Origin of the sequence: Reinekea sp. G2M2-21, from assembly GCF_015687175.1 — a bacterium.
Taxonomy (GTDB): domain Bacteria; phylum Pseudomonadota; class Gammaproteobacteria; order Pseudomonadales; family Natronospirillaceae; genus Reinekea.
Genome location: NZ_JADPQG010000002.1, coordinates 641,039 through 656,295, shown reverse-complemented (window position 1 = coordinate 656,295; position 15,257 = coordinate 641,039). Strand labels below are relative to the sequence as shown.

14 protein-coding genes are annotated in these 15,257 nt (G+C 49.4%); 5 read left to right on the top strand and 9 right to left on the bottom strand.

Going from position 1 to position 15,257, the window contains the following annotated elements; genetic code table 11:
* Positions 1-33: 33 nt before the first annotated feature.
* Positions 34-903 carry a GNAT family N-acetyltransferase gene (locus IYN85_RS11570; protein WP_196159036.1) on the bottom strand — a complete coding sequence of 290 codons (870 nt, stop codon included), beginning with the start codon at positions 901-903 and terminating at the stop codon, positions 34-36.
* A gap of 491 nt (positions 904-1,394) precedes the next feature.
* Here IYN85_RS11570 and IYN85_RS11565 point away from each other — a divergent pair, with 491 nt between their 5' ends.
* Both IYN85_RS11565 and IYN85_RS11560 read left to right on the top strand, forming a co-directional pair.
* The gene (locus IYN85_RS11565; RefSeq protein ID WP_196159035.1) at positions 1,395-2,837 is read left to right on the top strand and encodes a rhomboid family intramembrane serine protease; all 1,443 of its coding nucleotides are present in this window, start codon (positions 1,395-1,397) and stop codon (positions 2,835-2,837) included.
* Positions 2,824-4,386 carry a DUF4013 domain-containing protein gene (locus IYN85_RS11560; RefSeq protein ID WP_196159034.1) on the top strand — a complete coding sequence of 521 codons (1,563 nt, stop codon included), beginning with the start codon at positions 2,824-2,826 and terminating at the stop codon, positions 4,384-4,386. Before IYN85_RS11565 ends, IYN85_RS11560 begins: the two co-directional genes overlap by 14 nt.
* 177 nt (positions 4,387-4,563) lie before the next feature.
* Here IYN85_RS11560 and glyS read toward each other — a convergent pair whose 3' ends face one another.
* Together glyS and glyQ are read right to left on the bottom strand one after the other, a co-directional pair.
* Positions 4,564-6,609 (bottom strand): glycine--tRNA ligase subunit beta, encoded by a 2,046-nt coding sequence (gene glyS, locus IYN85_RS11555; protein ID WP_196159033.1) that lies wholly within the window; start codon positions 6,607-6,609, stop codon positions 4,564-4,566.
* Entirely contained in the window at positions 6,609-7,577 is a 969-nt protein-coding gene (gene glyQ, locus IYN85_RS11550; RefSeq protein WP_196159032.1) for a glycine--tRNA ligase subunit alpha, read from the bottom strand. The genes glyS and glyQ overlap by 1 nt, the downstream gene beginning before the upstream one ends.
* Positions 7,578-7,878: 301 nt before the next feature.
* On the opposite strand from glyQ, the gene IYN85_RS11545 reads away from it, so the two are divergent.
* A complete protein-coding gene (locus IYN85_RS11545) occupies positions 7,879-8,520 on the top strand; it encodes a hypothetical protein (RefSeq protein ID WP_196159031.1) in 642 nt (213 codons plus the stop codon).
* A 2-nt stretch (positions 8,521-8,522) separates the two neighbouring features.
* On the opposite strand, the gene IYN85_RS11540 is transcribed toward IYN85_RS11545, so the two are convergent.
* A complete protein-coding gene (locus IYN85_RS11540; RefSeq protein ID WP_196159030.1) occupies positions 8,523-8,975 on the bottom strand; it encodes a DUF1801 domain-containing protein in 453 nt (150 codons plus the stop codon).
* Between the two features lie 77 nt (positions 8,976-9,052).
* Between IYN85_RS11540 and IYN85_RS11535 the strand changes: the two genes are divergently transcribed.
* Both IYN85_RS11535 and IYN85_RS11530 read left to right on the top strand, forming a co-directional pair.
* The gene (locus IYN85_RS11535; RefSeq protein ID WP_196159029.1) at positions 9,053-9,370 is read left to right on the top strand and encodes a hypothetical protein; all 318 of its coding nucleotides are present in this window, start codon (positions 9,053-9,055) and stop codon (positions 9,368-9,370) included.
* A gap of 45 nt (positions 9,371-9,415) precedes the next feature.
* On the top strand, positions 9,416-9,880 hold the full coding sequence (locus IYN85_RS11530) for a hypothetical protein (RefSeq protein ID WP_196159028.1): 465 nt from the start codon (positions 9,416-9,418) through the stop codon (positions 9,878-9,880).
* A gap of 11 nt (positions 9,881-9,891) precedes the next feature.
* Here the strand turns inward: IYN85_RS11530 and IYN85_RS11525 are convergent, their stop codons facing one another.
* From IYN85_RS11525 to IYN85_RS11505, 5 genes are all read right to left on the bottom strand, one after another.
* Positions 9,892-10,584 (bottom strand): CPBP family intramembrane glutamic endopeptidase, encoded by a 693-nt coding sequence (locus IYN85_RS11525; protein ID WP_196159027.1) that lies wholly within the window; start codon positions 10,582-10,584, stop codon positions 9,892-9,894.
* A gap of 229 nt (positions 10,585-10,813) precedes the next feature.
* Positions 10,814-11,335 carry a hypothetical protein gene (locus IYN85_RS11520; RefSeq protein WP_196159026.1) on the bottom strand — a complete coding sequence of 174 codons (522 nt, stop codon included), beginning with the start codon at positions 11,333-11,335 and terminating at the stop codon, positions 10,814-10,816.
* Positions 11,336-11,344: 9 nt separating this feature from the next.
* Positions 11,345-12,793 (bottom strand): TrkH family potassium uptake protein, encoded by a 1,449-nt coding sequence (locus tag IYN85_RS11515; protein WP_196159025.1) that lies wholly within the window; start codon positions 12,791-12,793, stop codon positions 11,345-11,347.
* Positions 12,794-12,814: 21 nt separating this feature from the next.
* On the bottom strand, positions 12,815-14,191 hold the full coding sequence (gene trkA, locus IYN85_RS11510; RefSeq protein ID WP_196159024.1) for a Trk system potassium transporter TrkA: 1,377 nt from the start codon (positions 14,189-14,191) through the stop codon (positions 12,815-12,817).
* Positions 14,192-14,311: 120 nt separating this feature from the next.
* A complete protein-coding gene (locus IYN85_RS11505) occupies positions 14,312-15,205 on the bottom strand; it encodes a LysR family transcriptional regulator (protein ID WP_196159023.1) in 894 nt (297 codons plus the stop codon).
* Between the last annotated feature and the right edge of the window lie 52 nt (positions 15,206-15,257).

The following is a 15,257-nucleotide window of genomic DNA, read 5'->3' as shown; positions in this document are numbered from 1 at the left end:
TCAGTCCATCGTGCGAAAGGCAACGACGGTGAATTACAGCAAACGCCGCATGGACACGTTGTTCAGCGTAACCCCATTCAGATCCACTGCCTTTTCCTGGATAACCTGAAAGCCGCGCCGTATAAAGAAGGGTTGCGCGACCAGACTGGCATCTACGGTCAGTTCAGTCAGGCCGAAACCTCGCGCTTCATTCACCACCTGTTGGTATAGCTGGCCGCCGATACCCAGTTGCTGAGCCTTAGGGTCGACATAAAAACAGTCAATATGACCGGTCGTATCCAATTCGATGAAGCCAACCAACCTGTCTTGATACTCCGCAACAAAGGGTCGGCTTTGTGCGATACGTTGTCGCCATCGCTCAACGTCGATTTCCGCCGACCAGGCCTGTTTTTGCGCAGCACTATAAACTGAGTCGGGGATCGCATGCACAGCGCGATGAAACAGTTCGGCAATAGCCTTTTCATCGCCTGACTGATGCGTTCGGATATTCACCACATCGCCATCCGCTACCGCGTCGACAAGCCGTTGCAGGGCGCCATCGGTGTCTTTCACAATCGTCAGGCCACCATTAACCACATTCGCCGTCCCCGGATCCACAGGAACATTGCTCCAGTGCAGAGGGGTCAGGTTAAACTCAATCTCCAGATCTAGTAGCCAGAAGCGCAACGCGATAACCGGCCCCCAATGCTCGACACGCAAGTTTGTTGCGTCCGGAAACAGAGTTTTGAGCCACTGCGTATCTTCGGCATAGCGCTCGACTGCCCCGGTCAGCAGAGTGACATCAACATCCGAATCGGCATGTTGCGCTTGCCGCGCGTAGGAGCCGACAATAGCGACACCGCGTATATCGGGGTTTGCGTGCGCCCACTGATCGAGTACGGCTAAAAATTCCAGATAATTCAAACCTGCCTCCGGTTACTTTGTGTATCGGCGTTCAATCTGCACATTGTTTTGCACTAGACTGTTAAGCTTTTCGACGGCATTCCCGACGGATTGCGATGCTATCGTCGAACTATTTTACGCATCATCCAATACCCAAACCAATAAGGCCAGAGATTCACGGGTCATGCACCGTTGGCATGATTGTTGATAACTATTTGCAAAGACCAAACCGAAACCTCTTCGACACTGGTTACCAACTTTGGTTTATCCGAGCCTAAGTGCGTTCGAAAACAGCACGCGGGTAAACACACCGAAAACCTGAGTACGGATGCTCGGGGCAGCCTACGGGCTGCACAAGGGAGGTGAGCAATCACCTCCCTTAATTCTGCACAATTTCCACTTTGTTATCCCGCACAGGCTGGTTACACTGTCCGCTCTTCTGGGTATAAGACTCCGTCTTGAATTTACGCGTGTTCGCAAGGTTGCGAGCACACCGCAGTTAAGGAATATCGATGTTAATAGTGCCTACCGAGAAGCGGTTTGACTGGCAGCACGCGCCGGTTGTATTAATCGCTATCGTCCTGCTCAATGTTTTGGTGTTTGCGCTTTACCAATCCAAAGATGGTGAAAAAGCTTACGCGGCCGTGGAACCCTTTATCGAACTGGGTTATATCGACAAAGAATGGCCGCTTTACCAAGCCTACCTGCACAAAGAGAACCGTCAGGAAGATCTGGCGGACGTTGAATACTATCGCGACGAAGAAGACAACTGGACCGTCGCGCAATATATGCTCATGGACGCGGACTACTTCCAATACGTCAAACGTAACGCACGCAATGAATTCAGCTTCGACGAATACGACGCCTGGCTAACCCGGCGGACAGACATACAGACAACGTTCGACTCCATGAGCGCTAACGCTCTTGGCTTAAAAGCAACAGACGTTTCCATCACCACCTTACTGACGCATCAATTCTTACACGGTGGTGTGGGTCATATCTTCGGCAACATGATTTTCCTCATTGTGTTTGGCTTTGCCGTGGAAGCCGCCATTGGTCATCTGCGCTTTTTGGTCTTTTATCTAATCGGTGGCATCTGTGCCGGTATGGCGCAGGTGGTCATGAATCTGGGCAGTGACGTGCCGTTGGTCGGTGCTTCCGGTGCTATTTCCGGTGTAATGGCGATGTACCTGGCGGTCTTTCGACTGAAAAAAATCGAATTTTTCTATTGGGCCTTTTTCTTTGTTGGTTATTTTCGGGCGCCTGCGCTGCTCATTCTGCCCTTTTATATCGGTAAGGAAATTTATTCCTATTACACGATGGAAGATTCCAATGTCGCCTTTATGGCGCACGCCGGTGGCTTTGTCGGCGGCAGTGTGCTGATCGGGATTGCACTGATGTGGAACCGAAACATTCTGAACGATGACTACATTGAACAGGACCAGTCCTATTCTTCTCGTGATAAAGCCTTGGCCGATATTTATCAGGCTATTGAAGCACTTCGTTTCGATTTTGCCAGCAAACAGTTGGCTGCCCTGATCGAAAAAGAAGGACTGGATTTTCAACTGGCGATGTTGCAATACAACCTGAAAAAGATTCACAAAGACAAGCCCTTCATGTTGGCTTTCCGGCAGTTGATGACGCTGAAAAATCTGAGTCCGAAGGAATTACAGCAAATCCACGAACAATGGTTGGAAGAAGTTCACGCGTTTAAAATGCTGACCAAGGATGATCAACTGAATCTGGCGTTTCAGTTTACGACCCTGGTTAATTTATCGGGTGCTGAACAGATACTGGAACATTTGTTCGAACAGAAGCACAAGCCTTCTCAGTTACTATTGCTGGCCAATAAACTCGCGACCCGTTTTGCGCAGAAACATGATCACGCTCGCTCCCGGAAATATCAGGAACTGGCACAGCGATTGACACAGGAGGGTCACCATGGAGTCATGTAAATTTCACCCGATCACACCATCAGTGTTCAGTTGTGGACACTGTCAAGACGGCTACTGTGATCGTTGTGTCGACCATTCGGTGGGCGGTGAAGCGCATTGTTTCATTTGCGGCGGTCATGTCGAATACCAGGTCACGACTGATAACGTCGATCCGTTCTGGCGCAGACTCGAAAAAGCGTTTAAATACCCACTGAACAGCCAAGCACTGATGATGGTATTTGGGCTAAGCATTGCTTCTGCCATTCTCACAGCGCTTCCGTTACAGGGGTTGTTGGCGTTCATTCCACAACTGCTGATCGCCGGACTTACCGTCAATTATGCCTTTTTATGTCTGACCCGAACCAGTGAAGGGGAAATGGAAGCGCCACCGCTGGCGGACGCCTGGTCCGGCTCTTTGGGCATTCTGCTTAAGCTGTTTCTAATGGTTATCGTCATCTTTATCGGCTTGAACGCGCTGGTCAGTTACGTGCCGCCCTTTGTCGCCACAATCGGTGTCATCGTTTTGTTTTTAGGCTTACCGGCTATTTTAATGTCCTTTGCCCACACCAACAGCATCATCGAGTCAGTCAATCCGTTTAACTATGTGCGTATCATGTTTACCGTGGGCGTACCTTATTTTGTGTTGCTTATTTTCCTGTTTATCATGATGACCTCAGTCGGCATACTCTCAAGCTTGGTCAACCAAGAACTGGCTGCAGTAGCGACCATTTTAGAAACATCCATTGCTAACTATTACGCGGTCGTGGCGTTTCATCTGATGGGCTACATGCTGTTTCAGTATCAAGGGAAGTTGGGGTATTCCACCGGCGATGATGACGCGATGTTAATGAAAGCTGAGCCGGAAGATGTAATCCTGGCCCACGTAAATATTCAGCTTAAACAAGGCCATTATCAACGCGCTGCCGAATTGCTCCGCGAAGGCATTGCCGCCAATAAGCGGGCCAGACCGCTTTGGTTACGTTGTTTCGATGTTCTGTATCGAACCGAAAACCGAAAAGAATTACAAACCTTTGCCGACCCGTATTTTCATCACTTGCTGGAGAGTGCGCAGACCGATCGCATCGCCAGCGATTATAAGAAAATCAAACAGCGACTGCCCCGATACATGCCCGCTCACGCGCATCTGCGCTTTGCCATTGCCAATGCCTGTCATCGCGCGGGCGACGCCATGTCGACGATTCAACTGATCAACGGTTTGCATAAGTTGGCACCGGATTACGACAATCTCATTCCGGCCTACCAGCTTATGCACCAAGCGCTGCAGGATATACCGGCCATGGCCGGGCAAGCGGAACAGTGCGCGAAGATGATCACGCAACTGCAGCGTCAACAAAAGTCCGTGGCGAAACCACAACCGGTACCGGAACAACCACAAGAACCTAGAACTCCGACAGAATCAACAGCACCAACAGACAGTAGCCTGCTGTTTACGGCCAAGGATCCGGTTGAAAACCCCTTCCTGCGTAACAGTCAGGATGTCATGTTGCCCGACGAGGACATCGAGCCGATGAAAGAAAAGGACCTCGCCCCAATCGAATTTAAGCTGTAACGCATAGAACCTACGTTCGTTTAAATCAGACTCAACGAACGTGAGTAGCTCAACCAATTCCATTTGGCTTGCTGCTGTTCCGTTAAGAAATACTCAAAAAAAATGTCGCACTTGGCGACATTTTTTATAGGGACAAGCAACAAAGGCAGGCCCCATTTCCAGACAAGGTTCCGTCCGTTACAGCACAGAAATGTCCGCGACCAACATAAACAGGCCACGCAATTTCGCCAGCAGTGCCAGACGGTTAGCTCGGACAGCCTCATCGTCCGCCATAACCATGACCTTATCGAAGAAAGTATCAACGACCTCCCGTAAGCCCGACAATTGTGTCAAAGCAGCGGTGTAATCGGCATTGGCAACGGCATCCGTCACTGTATTAGCCACTGCGTCAAGCGCTGCTAACAAATCACGTTCTGCCGCTTCGCTGAACAAATTGCTGTCAACATCTGCGTTAATCTCACCGTCAACTTTCGACAGAATATTGGAAACACGTTTGTTCGCTGCCGCCAGTGCTTCAGCCTGTTCCAGCTTGCTGAAATGAGCAACCGCTTTAACACGGCGGTCAATGTCATATGGCTTGGTCGGGTTCAGGGCGCGTACAGCCTGGAAAATTTCCGTGCGAATACCGGCGTCCGCGTACCAGGCACTGAAACGGTCCAGCGCGTAACTGACGACATCAGCAACCACCGTATCCTGCTTTGGTAAGTCCGCATGCTGCGCCGCAGCAAAGGCCACCAGATCGGCCAGGTCGACATCCAACTCACGTTCAACCAGGATCCGCAAAACGCCCAAGGCCGCGCGACGCAACGCGAACGGATCTTTTGTTCCTGTCGGCGGTTGACCGATTCCGAACAGACCCGAGAGGTTGTCCAAGCGATCTGCCAGTGCGACAGCCATACCTTCACGCGATTCCGGTAAGGTGTCGCTGGCACCGGCAGGCTTGTATTGCTCCATGATGGCTTCCGCGACAGCTTCTGGTTCTCCATCGGCCAACGCGTAATAGCGCCCGGCAATACCCTGCAGATCGGTAAATTCAAACACCATGTCAGTGACCAAATCTGCCTTGGCCAGAAACGCGGCGCGCTCTGCTTCACTCACCGACGCATCGATTTGAGCGGCAATGTGACCTGCCACTTTCTGAATACGTTCAACTTTGTCGTAAATGCTGCCCAGCTGTTCCTGAAACTTAACCGTTTTAAGTTTTTCAACACGGTCGGCCAGAGGCGTTTTCTTATCGGTTTCCCAGAAGAAAGCCGCATCCGACAAACGCGGACGGATCACTTTTTCGTTACCATCGATAACCACTTGAGGATCTTTGGATTCGATGTTTGAAATAAACACGAAGTAAGGTTGAATCGCGCCGTTGGCATCTACCGTCGGGAAATATTTCTGGTGCTCTTCCATTGACGACATCAACGCTTCGGCCGGAACCGCCAGGAAGCGTTCTTCAAATTGGCCCACCAAGGCCACCGGCCATTCGTTCAGCGAGGTGACTTCGTCGAGCAGGTCTTCGTCAATCACTGCGACCACGCCCTTGTCGGCAGCCGCCTGTTTCGCACTGGTTTCGATCAGTTCCCGGCGCTCATCGTACGAGGCCATCACCTTACCTTCGGTGCGCAGCAGCTCCTGATACGCGGCCGCATTCGGCACCTCAATATCTTTGGGTGCATGGAAGCGGTGCCCACGGGTCACATTCGCTGAGGTAACACCATAGACTTCCGCGGGAACCACCTCATCCCCAAGCAACATCAATAACCATTTTACCGGCCGAACAAACTCATCACGGCGTGCGCCCCAACGCATCCGTTTAGCGATCGGCAGCGCGTCCAACGTTTCCTGCACAATCATTGGCAGAATATCCTTGGTGGCTTTACCCGGTGCAACACCGCGATAAAACAGCCAGGCGCCTTTATCGGTTTCCACTTCTTCCAACTGATCGACGCTGACGCCGCAGGAGTTAGCAAAGCCTTCAATCGCTTTTGCCGGTGCCTTGGCTGAAGGACCCCGACGTTCAATCTGCTCATCTGGTTGAGTCAATTGTAATTGTGACAGCGTTAAGGCCAACCGACGCGGTGCGGCAAAGCGTTCACTGCTGGCAAAGGACAAACCGGCTTTGTGTAATCGTTCGATAATGCCATCGGCAAAGGCATTCTGCAGATTGCGCAACGCTTTTGGAGGCAATTCTTCCGTGCCCAATTCAACTATAAAATCGGCGTGTGACATTATTTCTTCTCTCCCTTCGCGGCGGCTGCCTGTTCTTTCGCGATCACTTCTTCACGCAATGCCTGCGATGCCTGCGGGAATCCGAGCCGCAAGCGCGAGTCGTAATAGGATTTGGCGACCAGGCGCGACAGCGTGCGAATTTGCAGGATATAACGTTGACGCTCAGTGACGGAAATGGCCTTACGAGCGTCCAGCAGGTTAAAGGTGTGGGCAGATTTCAGAATCTGTTCATAAGCAGGCAACGGCAGTTCGGCGTCGATCAGTTTTTGGGCTTCCGCTGCGTGGTAGTCGAACTGATGAAACAGCTCTGGTACATTGGCGTGCTCAAAGTTATAAGTCGATTGTTCCACCTCATTTTGATGAAAAACATCGCCATAGGTGACCGGCGTACCATCCGGACCGATGGTCCAAATCAGGTCATAGACGCTGTCGACACCTTGAATGTACATGGCCAGTCGTTCCAGGCCATAGGTAATTTCACCGGTAACTGGGTAGCATTCAAGTCCGCCAACCTGTTGGAAATAGGTAAACTGGGTGACTTCCATACCATTCATCCAGACTTCCCAACCCAGACCCCAGGCACCCAATGTTGGGTTTTCCCAGTTATCTTCGACAAAACGGATATCGTTGGTTTCGAGGTCGACACCAATCGCCGCCAGAGACCCGAGATACAGCTCTTGAATATTATCCGGATTCGGCTTCAACACGACCTGATACTGGTAGTAATGTTGCAAACGGTTGGGGTTTTCACCATAGCGGCCGTCGGTCGGTCGACGCGAAGGCTGGACGTAAGCGGCATTCCAGGTTTCAGGCCCCAGTGCGCGCAGGAAGGTCGCTGGGTGTGAGGTACCGGCGCCCACTTCCATGTCCAGTGGTTGCAGAATGACACAGCCCTGATCGGCCCAATATTGTTGCAGGGTGAGAATCAACCCCTGAAATGTTTTGATGTCCGGTGTTGTCGTGGTCACGAGAATCTTCCATTTAACCGTTTGCGGTAAGCAGGTCTATGCCTGCAAGTTACTATTCGAAAAGGCTGAGCATTATACACAGCTGCGCCCTGTGGGTCATGAGGGGTTTTTGCGACTGGCTGAAATAACCGCAAGGTCGGGTTTGGTTGGGAAGCGCCAGCGAAGGAACCGGAAAAAGGGCATCGGTTCAGTCCTTGCTCAGCGTCAGCTTTTGGCCAGAGAAACTGTTTGGCAAATTGACGAGCATCCATTAAGGTCAGCGTTTAACCCTATCCGTGAACTAACCAGGAATGCAGTACCCGTGAAAACAACTACAAAACAGATTATTGCCAGCGTTATGGCAATTGGCGCAGTGGCGAGCGCGAATGCGCTGGAAATCGACATCTATGGCGCTTTCGGGATGGACGATGAGCCCATTTTTCAATATTTATACGACGATGGCTCAACGCAAGACTTAATGGCTGGAGGGGGTATAGGTGTATATGCAGGTCAAAGTCAACGCATCTTAGGTCCTGTAAAAGCGCAACTTCGCGGAGGTGTTCAGCATGGGGTCATTGAAGAAGTAGAAGGGCAAGTCAGTTATCGGGATACTTTCACGTATTTCCCCCTCTATGCAAACCTTATGGTCGAAGTAACACCGGAATTGTCTGTTGTTGGCGGTGTATTTTATCCGTTGAACCCATTTTATAAAAAAACCGTGAATGACAATCACGGTATTCAGAAGCTTCAAAGTGATGTTGGTTATAACCTGGCACTGCGCTGGATGGCGACACCTAAATCTCCTGATAACGACAATACGTTTTATATGGAAGTTCGCTACGAATATACCGAAGCCGAACTAACAACCTACTCAGATACTTTGGGTAACTCCGTCGACCTCTCGGGTTTGTTCGCGCCAGTTCCGATCACCAACCTGGGGCTTGCGATTGGCTTAAAGTTCTAGATTTACTCCAAGGCAGCTTCTCGCGCTGCCTTCTCTGCTCCGTATGTAGCCGCCATAAAATCCAGTGATTCCCGGACCAAGCGACGTAAGACATCGGTATCGACATCGTCCAACGATTTGATATACAAACAGGATTTTCCGGTTTTAAACTTCCCGAGCTTGGCCATCAAATCCGGGTAGGTATCGAAACCCGCCATGATGTACACAGTCAATGCGGATTTCCGGTTAGCAAAACCGGTACGCATAAAATCACCTTCACGACCACTTTCGTAGCGGTAATGGTACTCACCAAAACCCACAATACTGCCCCACATTACTGGCTCGCAACCGCTCTCAATCCGCATCATTTCAATGAGTTTCTTGCAGTCCGACTGGCGTTGCGGGTTAACTATCGAGGCAATGAATTCCCCAACATCCAGATCCGTCGGTTTCGTTTTATTGTCAGCCTTTGCCATTTTCAGTCCCTCTACTGATATCTGCTACAGTTTGGTCAACAATATCGGCAAGTCAACTCAGGATAGGGAGTACAGCGATGGATATCTATCAACCCCTCAAAACACACTTTCACAACGATAAACGGGTATCCATAAACGAAGGCAAAGGCGCACAAGGTATCAAGATGTGCATCAAGGGCAAAGAGAAGATGTTTGCGATGTTTCTGAAAGGTGATTTGCTGATACTAACCTGCCCAGAGCGGGTAAACGCGCTTATCAATCAGAAATCAGGAGTGCCGTATGACCCGGGCACCGGAAAAACGATGCGCGATCGGGTCCTTATTCCAGCCCGCAACCAAGCGCAATGGATCGATCTGATTGAACAAACCATTCAGGCGCACCAGGTCTCTGAATAGCCGATTTCATGATATGCTTGCCCAGCATACTCAAAGGACACCGCGATGAATCAAGTCAGTCAGTTTTTGCGCCAATATCAATTACAGGATCAACATGTTTATCTTCTGGAACTGATCCCGCTGATTAAGATGATCTGGGCGGATGGCAGCAATCAAGAAGCCGAGATCGACATTCTGAAGCGGTTTGCTATGAACCACCTGGCGGTTTTATCGAGCCGTAATGAAGGTGTTTTGCCCATCAGCGTTGAAGCGACGAATGACTTCATGAATCGATTCATTCATGCCGAACCCTCACAGCAGATGCTGGACGATCTCAACGCGCTGTGCGCGCAACGCTTAAAGGGGCATTCCGATCTGACTTTTTCACGAAGTCGGGCCGAAGAAATTCTCAATTTCTGCATCGATATCGCAGCGGCGTGCGCGGCCCACTATCCCTACGAATTTGATGAGCGAATTGTTGAACAGGAGAAGAAAATCTTGAAAGAGCTGGTGCAGCAGTTCAATTTCTGAACTTTGATGGTCTACCATACGAATATGGCGAGATAGGCAAATATCTCCATAAGAATCGCTATGCCCAGATGCACTAGAACGCCACCCCATATTGAACGGCTATGATAGGCGATAATTCCCAATAACACGCCACCAAAAACAGCGCCTAGGGCCTCAGGCATAGGTTTAGTAAAGTGTAAAAAACAATAAACACTAACCATTGGCCAAACGGCGCCTTGTTTTAGATATCGGCCCACGCTGAAAACCATAAAACCGCGATAAAATAGTTCCAACGTCAGAAACTGCAAAGCATATGATAGCTGATAAACAAGAACTGTAATCCATGGAGATATGCTCCAGTAGGACTCTGCGGTGCTCGGCAAATAGCGGGGATACAGCTTTTGAAATTCAGGTTTAAAAGATGCCCAGAAAATAAAAGGGACACTGATAATCAGAAGTACCAGATAGGGTCGAAAATCAAACCTCTTGCTCAATAGTCCATAAAAACCCTTCGCGTTTGTTCTTATACTCCTACTAACTAAATAGTAAATCAAAGGAATGGCGAAGAAGAAAAACGAAACATGCACGTTATAACTGGTTTTACTTAACCAAACAAAGACAGGTTTGGGCGCAGTAGCCCACCAGCCTTTGTAAAGTAACCAATATTGATTCGCCCACAGTACGAAGCAAATCGAACACGATAGCAGTAAAAAATCCCATCTCATAAGTCGACTTATTGTCTTCGTACTCCACGCATACAAAAAACACGTAAGCACAAAAGGCAAGGTATAAAAAGATGCGCGAAATAACAGAGGATATGAAGCCCACCAGAACTCCAGATTGACTCCCGACTTATACCGCCACCAAATCGCGCTCGATAAAAGAATAATCCAAGGAAGGAAAAAACGTAGATTGAACGCCTCATGGAAAAAGGATATTAAATACCGGTACAAATTAAGGAAGCCAAAGTATGTATTTAAGTTCTTTGCACCATTGCCATTCATTGATCATCCTATTACTGAGATCGGTACAGGTTTTCTGGTCTATTTCTGAATAGTAAACCAGCTCGTATTCGCAGCCATGCGCATCACAATTGGTGTGAATGGCCACATAGAAACTATTTTCTCGCCCAACATTCAGTGGTCCTCTCACGTGAAAATTTCTACCAATGCTACCTCCAGTACAAATAGTAGAGCCCTGAACCAAGCTATGGCTATTATTGAGATAGTGATGCGCGGGGGGTATTCGGGTGTAGAAGTCACCCAAGAAAATGCCATTAGATTTCACAAAGCAAACCGGAAAATTATCCAATGGCTTGTCTGAGCCCATTTCCAATACCAAACCCGGCAAACGGAAGCAGGTTTCACCGTCGGGGCCTGCTTGGCTAAAGGATGTTAACAAGTCAGTTAACTCGTCATTCGCCCAAACAGGTTGGAAATGGATTCCCACTAACACAAAGCAGAGACAAACACTCATGCGCATGAATCAGGAGCGCCAGTATTGAGGTGTCAGCAGCACCAACAGTGTGAAGATTTCCAATCGACCCAGCAGCATAGCGAAGCACAGGAGCCATTTAGCCGTTGCCGGTATGTCCCCATAGTGTTGGGCAACATCACCCAAACCGGGACCAAGGTTATTCAAAGAAGAACCGACGGCGGACCATGTCGTTTCAAAATCCAGACCGGTCGCCAGCAAGCCAAAGAAAATGAAGGCATAAGCCATGATATAAACGCTGAAAAAACCCCAGACCGATTCGACGACCTTATCACTTACCCGTCGATTACCGACCTTGACTCCAAATACACCATTCGGGTGAATCAGGCGTTTTACCTCACGCATGCCCTGCTTCAGAATAATAATGACGCGGATAACTTTCATGCCTCCGGCGGTCGAACCCGCGCACCCACCAATAAACGACGCCATGAATAATAAAAAAGGCGCAAATAAGGGCCAAGTCGAGAAATCCGCAGTACCAAAGCCCGTGGTGGTTAACAAACTGACGGTTTCAAAAATGCCGTAGCGAATCGCCGCCGTCGGCTCGTAAGTTTGTGTGATCCACAATACAAAGACCGTGATCAAGCATAAAAACACGGCGATCATCAAGAAAAAGGTGTATTCCGGGTCTGCCAGATACTGCCGTATCGACTTCGAGTTCCACGCCACATAATGCAGTCCGAAATTCGCAGAAGACAACAACATAAAAACCACCGCAATCATTTCTATTGTTGCGCTGTCGAAATAACCAATAGAGGCGTCGTGCGTTGAAAAACCACCGATCGCAATAGTGGAGAAACTGTGCGCGACCGCATCGAACAAAGACATCCCCGCCAACCAGTAGGCAAAAGCACAGACAATTGTTAAGGTCAGGTAGATATACCAAAGCGCCTTTGCCGTTTCGGCAATTCTTGGCGTTAACTTGGAATCCTTCATCGGTCCTGGTGTTTCGGTGCGATACAACTGCATGCCACCAATACCCAACATCGGCAAAACCGCTACCGCCAGTACGATAATCCCCATCCCCCCTAACCATTGCAGTTGTTGGCGATAAAACAGTACGCTTTGCGGGAGGTCGTCGATACCGGTGATAACCGTTGCGCCGGTGGTGGTCAAGCCACTGAGCGACTCGAAGAATGCATCGGTATAGCTTAAGGTTACGGAGGGTGCCAAATAAAGGGGAATAGAACCGGCAACACCCAGTACGAGCCAAAACATGACGGTAATAATAAAACCATCCCGCGTTCGCAGATCCCGATGCCAGTTTCGTACTGGTAGCCACATGGCAAATCCGGCGGTAATAACAATCAGGAAGCCAATAATAAAAGCATTATGCGCGCTGTCATCGTGCACCAAAGAAACGAACACTGAGGGCAGCATGGTTAAGCTGAAAACCATCAGCAAGATGCCGAGCACTTTGATTGTTAAGCGAAACTGCATGGTGCGGAACCTATCCTTGGTTTAGAAAAACGAAAAGCCAACCTGGAACAATTTTTCGACATCAGCGGTTCTGCGTTTATCGACCAGAAATAAAATCACGTGGTCATCGGATTCGATTACGGTGTGATCGTGCGCAATTATTACCTCATCGTTACGGACGATCGCACCGATAGAACACCCTTCGGGTAGATCAATATCTTCGACTGCTCGACCAACCACCTTAGATGATTTGGCATCCCCATGGGCAACTGCTTCAATCGCTTCCGCTGCGCCACGGCGCAATGAATAGACGTTCACGATATCGCCGCGGCGAACATGCGTCAGCAAACTGCCAATGGTTGATTGAGATGGTGAAATCGCAATATCGATATCGCCACCCTGCACCAGGTCGACGTAAGCGGTGTTGTTTATTAACGTCATCACTTTGCGGGCGCCCAGTCGCTTCGCCAGCATGGATGCCATAATGTTAGCTTCGTCATCGTTGGTCAGTGCCGCAAACACATCGCAATCCTCAATGTTTTCGTCAAGCAGCAATTCCTGATCCGAAGCATCACCGCGCAGCACAATAGCGTGCTTCAAATGATTGCTGAGCCAGTTACAACGATCTTCGTTGTGCTCGATAACTTTAACCGAGTAGCGGTTTTCAATGTCTCGCGCCAACCGGTAACCGATGTTACCCCCACCGGCAATAATGATGCGTTTGTAGGCGCTTTCTTTGCGGCGCAATTCACTCATGACCGCACGGATATCGCTCGCTTCAGCGATGAAGAATATTTCATCATCGGCCTCAATAACCGTGGAGCCCTGAGGAATAATCGCACGGTCTTTGCGGAAAATGGCAGCAACCCGAGTATCGATAGAGGGCATATGGTGCTTCAGGAATCGCAGCTCCTGACCGACCAACAAACCACCGTGAATGGCCTTAACTGCGACCAACTGCAATTTACCGTCAGCAAAATCAAGTACCTGCAGGGCTCCCGGCGTTTCAATCAGGCGCTGAATGTAGTTGGTGACCAAGCGCTCCGGAGAAATCAGAACATCGACCGGCACAGCGTCCTGGCAAAACAGCTTTTCCCCTTCGCGGATGTATTGAGGATCACGAATCCGGGCAATCTTGGTGGGGGTTCGAAACAATGAGAATGCCACTTGGCAGGCGATCATGTTGACTTCATCGCTGTTGGTAACCGCTATCAGCATGTCCGCGTCTTCGGCGCCGGCGCGCGCTAGCACATCCGGTAACGACGCCAGACCCGCGACGGTCCGAATATCAATGCGGTCCTGAAGCTCACGTAAACGAGCGCTGTCCGTATCCACAACCGTAATGTCGTTTTCTTCAGACGCTAGGTTCTCGGCTAGCGTGCCACCTACCTGACCAGCACCAAGCAAAATGATTTTCAAAAAGCGTACCTTACTCTATTCAGCGATGAGAGATGTGTGCGCACATTCAAGTACGAATAGTGCTCGGTTTCAAGGGGTTTCGAATAACATTGCGGCCTAATCGGATATCTTCATACCTTTTTACGCTAAATACTGCTGTAACAGCTGATGAAGCCTTATTACATGCATTGGGCGATTGCTTTGAAAGGCATGTAACAAATACACAGGCCAGGTTGGACCTTCAAATTCGGGCAAAATGTGCACAAGCTCCCCGGCTTCTATATAGGGCTGAACGATCACATCCGGTAACAGAGCAAAACCCATATCACGCAAAACCAATTCTTTCACTGCTGGAAACGTTGTCGATCGAACATAGGGTTTCGGCAAAACCGAAAAGGACACCTGTTCATCAAAGCACGTCGTCAAATTAACTTTTTTGTTTTGCCAGGGGGTGGTTATCCAGCGATGACGCTCCAGATCAGCCAGTGCATTTATCGCCCCGTGTTTACTAATGTACAGAGGAGAAGCAGCAAATATCTCTTTCACTTGTCCTAACGGTAGGGCCCGATAGCTGCTGTCCTTTAGCTCTCCAAAACGAATCGCTACATCAAGCTGATGTTCGACCAGATCAACACTGCGATCATTGGCTTCCAAAACAAGCTCCAATGCTGGGAACTCAACGCCCAATTGCGTCACTGCTGGCAGCACCGCTGACAGTTCTATGCTATGCGGATAACCGATGCTAAAACGACCTTTTGGCGCGGTTTGCGCTGTATGTATGTCATCGATAATCAACGCAACCTGATCCTGCAACATTCGGCTGCGCTTGTGCAGACGCTCGCCCAAAGCAGTCAGCGACAACCCTCTCGTGGTGCGATGCAGCAACTGCTGTCCTATACGGCTTTCGAGTAGCGCTACTTGTTGGCTGACAGCGGATTTGGTCATTCCTAATGCTTCCGCAGCCAAAGTAAATGAGCCTTTATCTGCGACTCTGGCAAAGATTAACAAACGAGACAGTTCTTTTGGACTTTTCATATTTACTAAACAGTAAGTTCAATATTTGCTTATTGTACAGATTAACACAACA

Bases quoted from the DNA above. Each gene is read 5' to 3' on its own strand.
- IYN85_RS11565 (WP_196159035.1), top strand. From the start codon at position 1,395: ATGTTAATAGTGCCTACCGAGAAGCGGTTTGACTGGCAGCACGCGCCG.
- IYN85_RS11560 (WP_196159034.1), top strand. From the start codon at position 2,824: ATGGAGTCATGTAAATTTCACCCGATCACACCATCAGTGTTCAGTTGT.
- glyS (WP_196159033.1), bottom strand. From the start codon at position 6,609: ATGTCACACGCCGATTTTATAGTTGAATTGGGCACGGAAGAATTGCCT.
- IYN85_RS11540 (WP_196159030.1), bottom strand. From the start codon at position 8,975: ATGGCAAAGGCTGACAATAAAACGAAACCGACGGATCTGGATGTTGGG.
- IYN85_RS11535 (WP_196159029.1), top strand. From the start codon at position 9,053: ATGGATATCTATCAACCCCTCAAAACACACTTTCACAACGATAAACGG.
- IYN85_RS11530 (WP_196159028.1), top strand. From the start codon at position 9,416: ATGAATCAAGTCAGTCAGTTTTTGCGCCAATATCAATTACAGGATCAA.
- IYN85_RS11525 (WP_196159027.1), bottom strand. From the start codon at position 10,584: ATGAGATGGGATTTTTTACTGCTATCGTGTTCGATTTGCTTCGTACTG.
- IYN85_RS11520 (WP_196159026.1), bottom strand. From the start codon at position 11,335: ATGAGTGTTTGTCTCTGCTTTGTGTTAGTGGGAATCCATTTCCAACCT.
- IYN85_RS11515 (WP_196159025.1), bottom strand. From the start codon at position 12,793: ATGCAGTTTCGCTTAACAATCAAAGTGCTCGGCATCTTGCTGATGGTT.
- IYN85_RS11505 (WP_196159023.1), bottom strand. From the start codon at position 15,205: ATGAAAAGTCCAAAAGAACTGTCTCGTTTGTTAATCTTTGCCAGAGTC.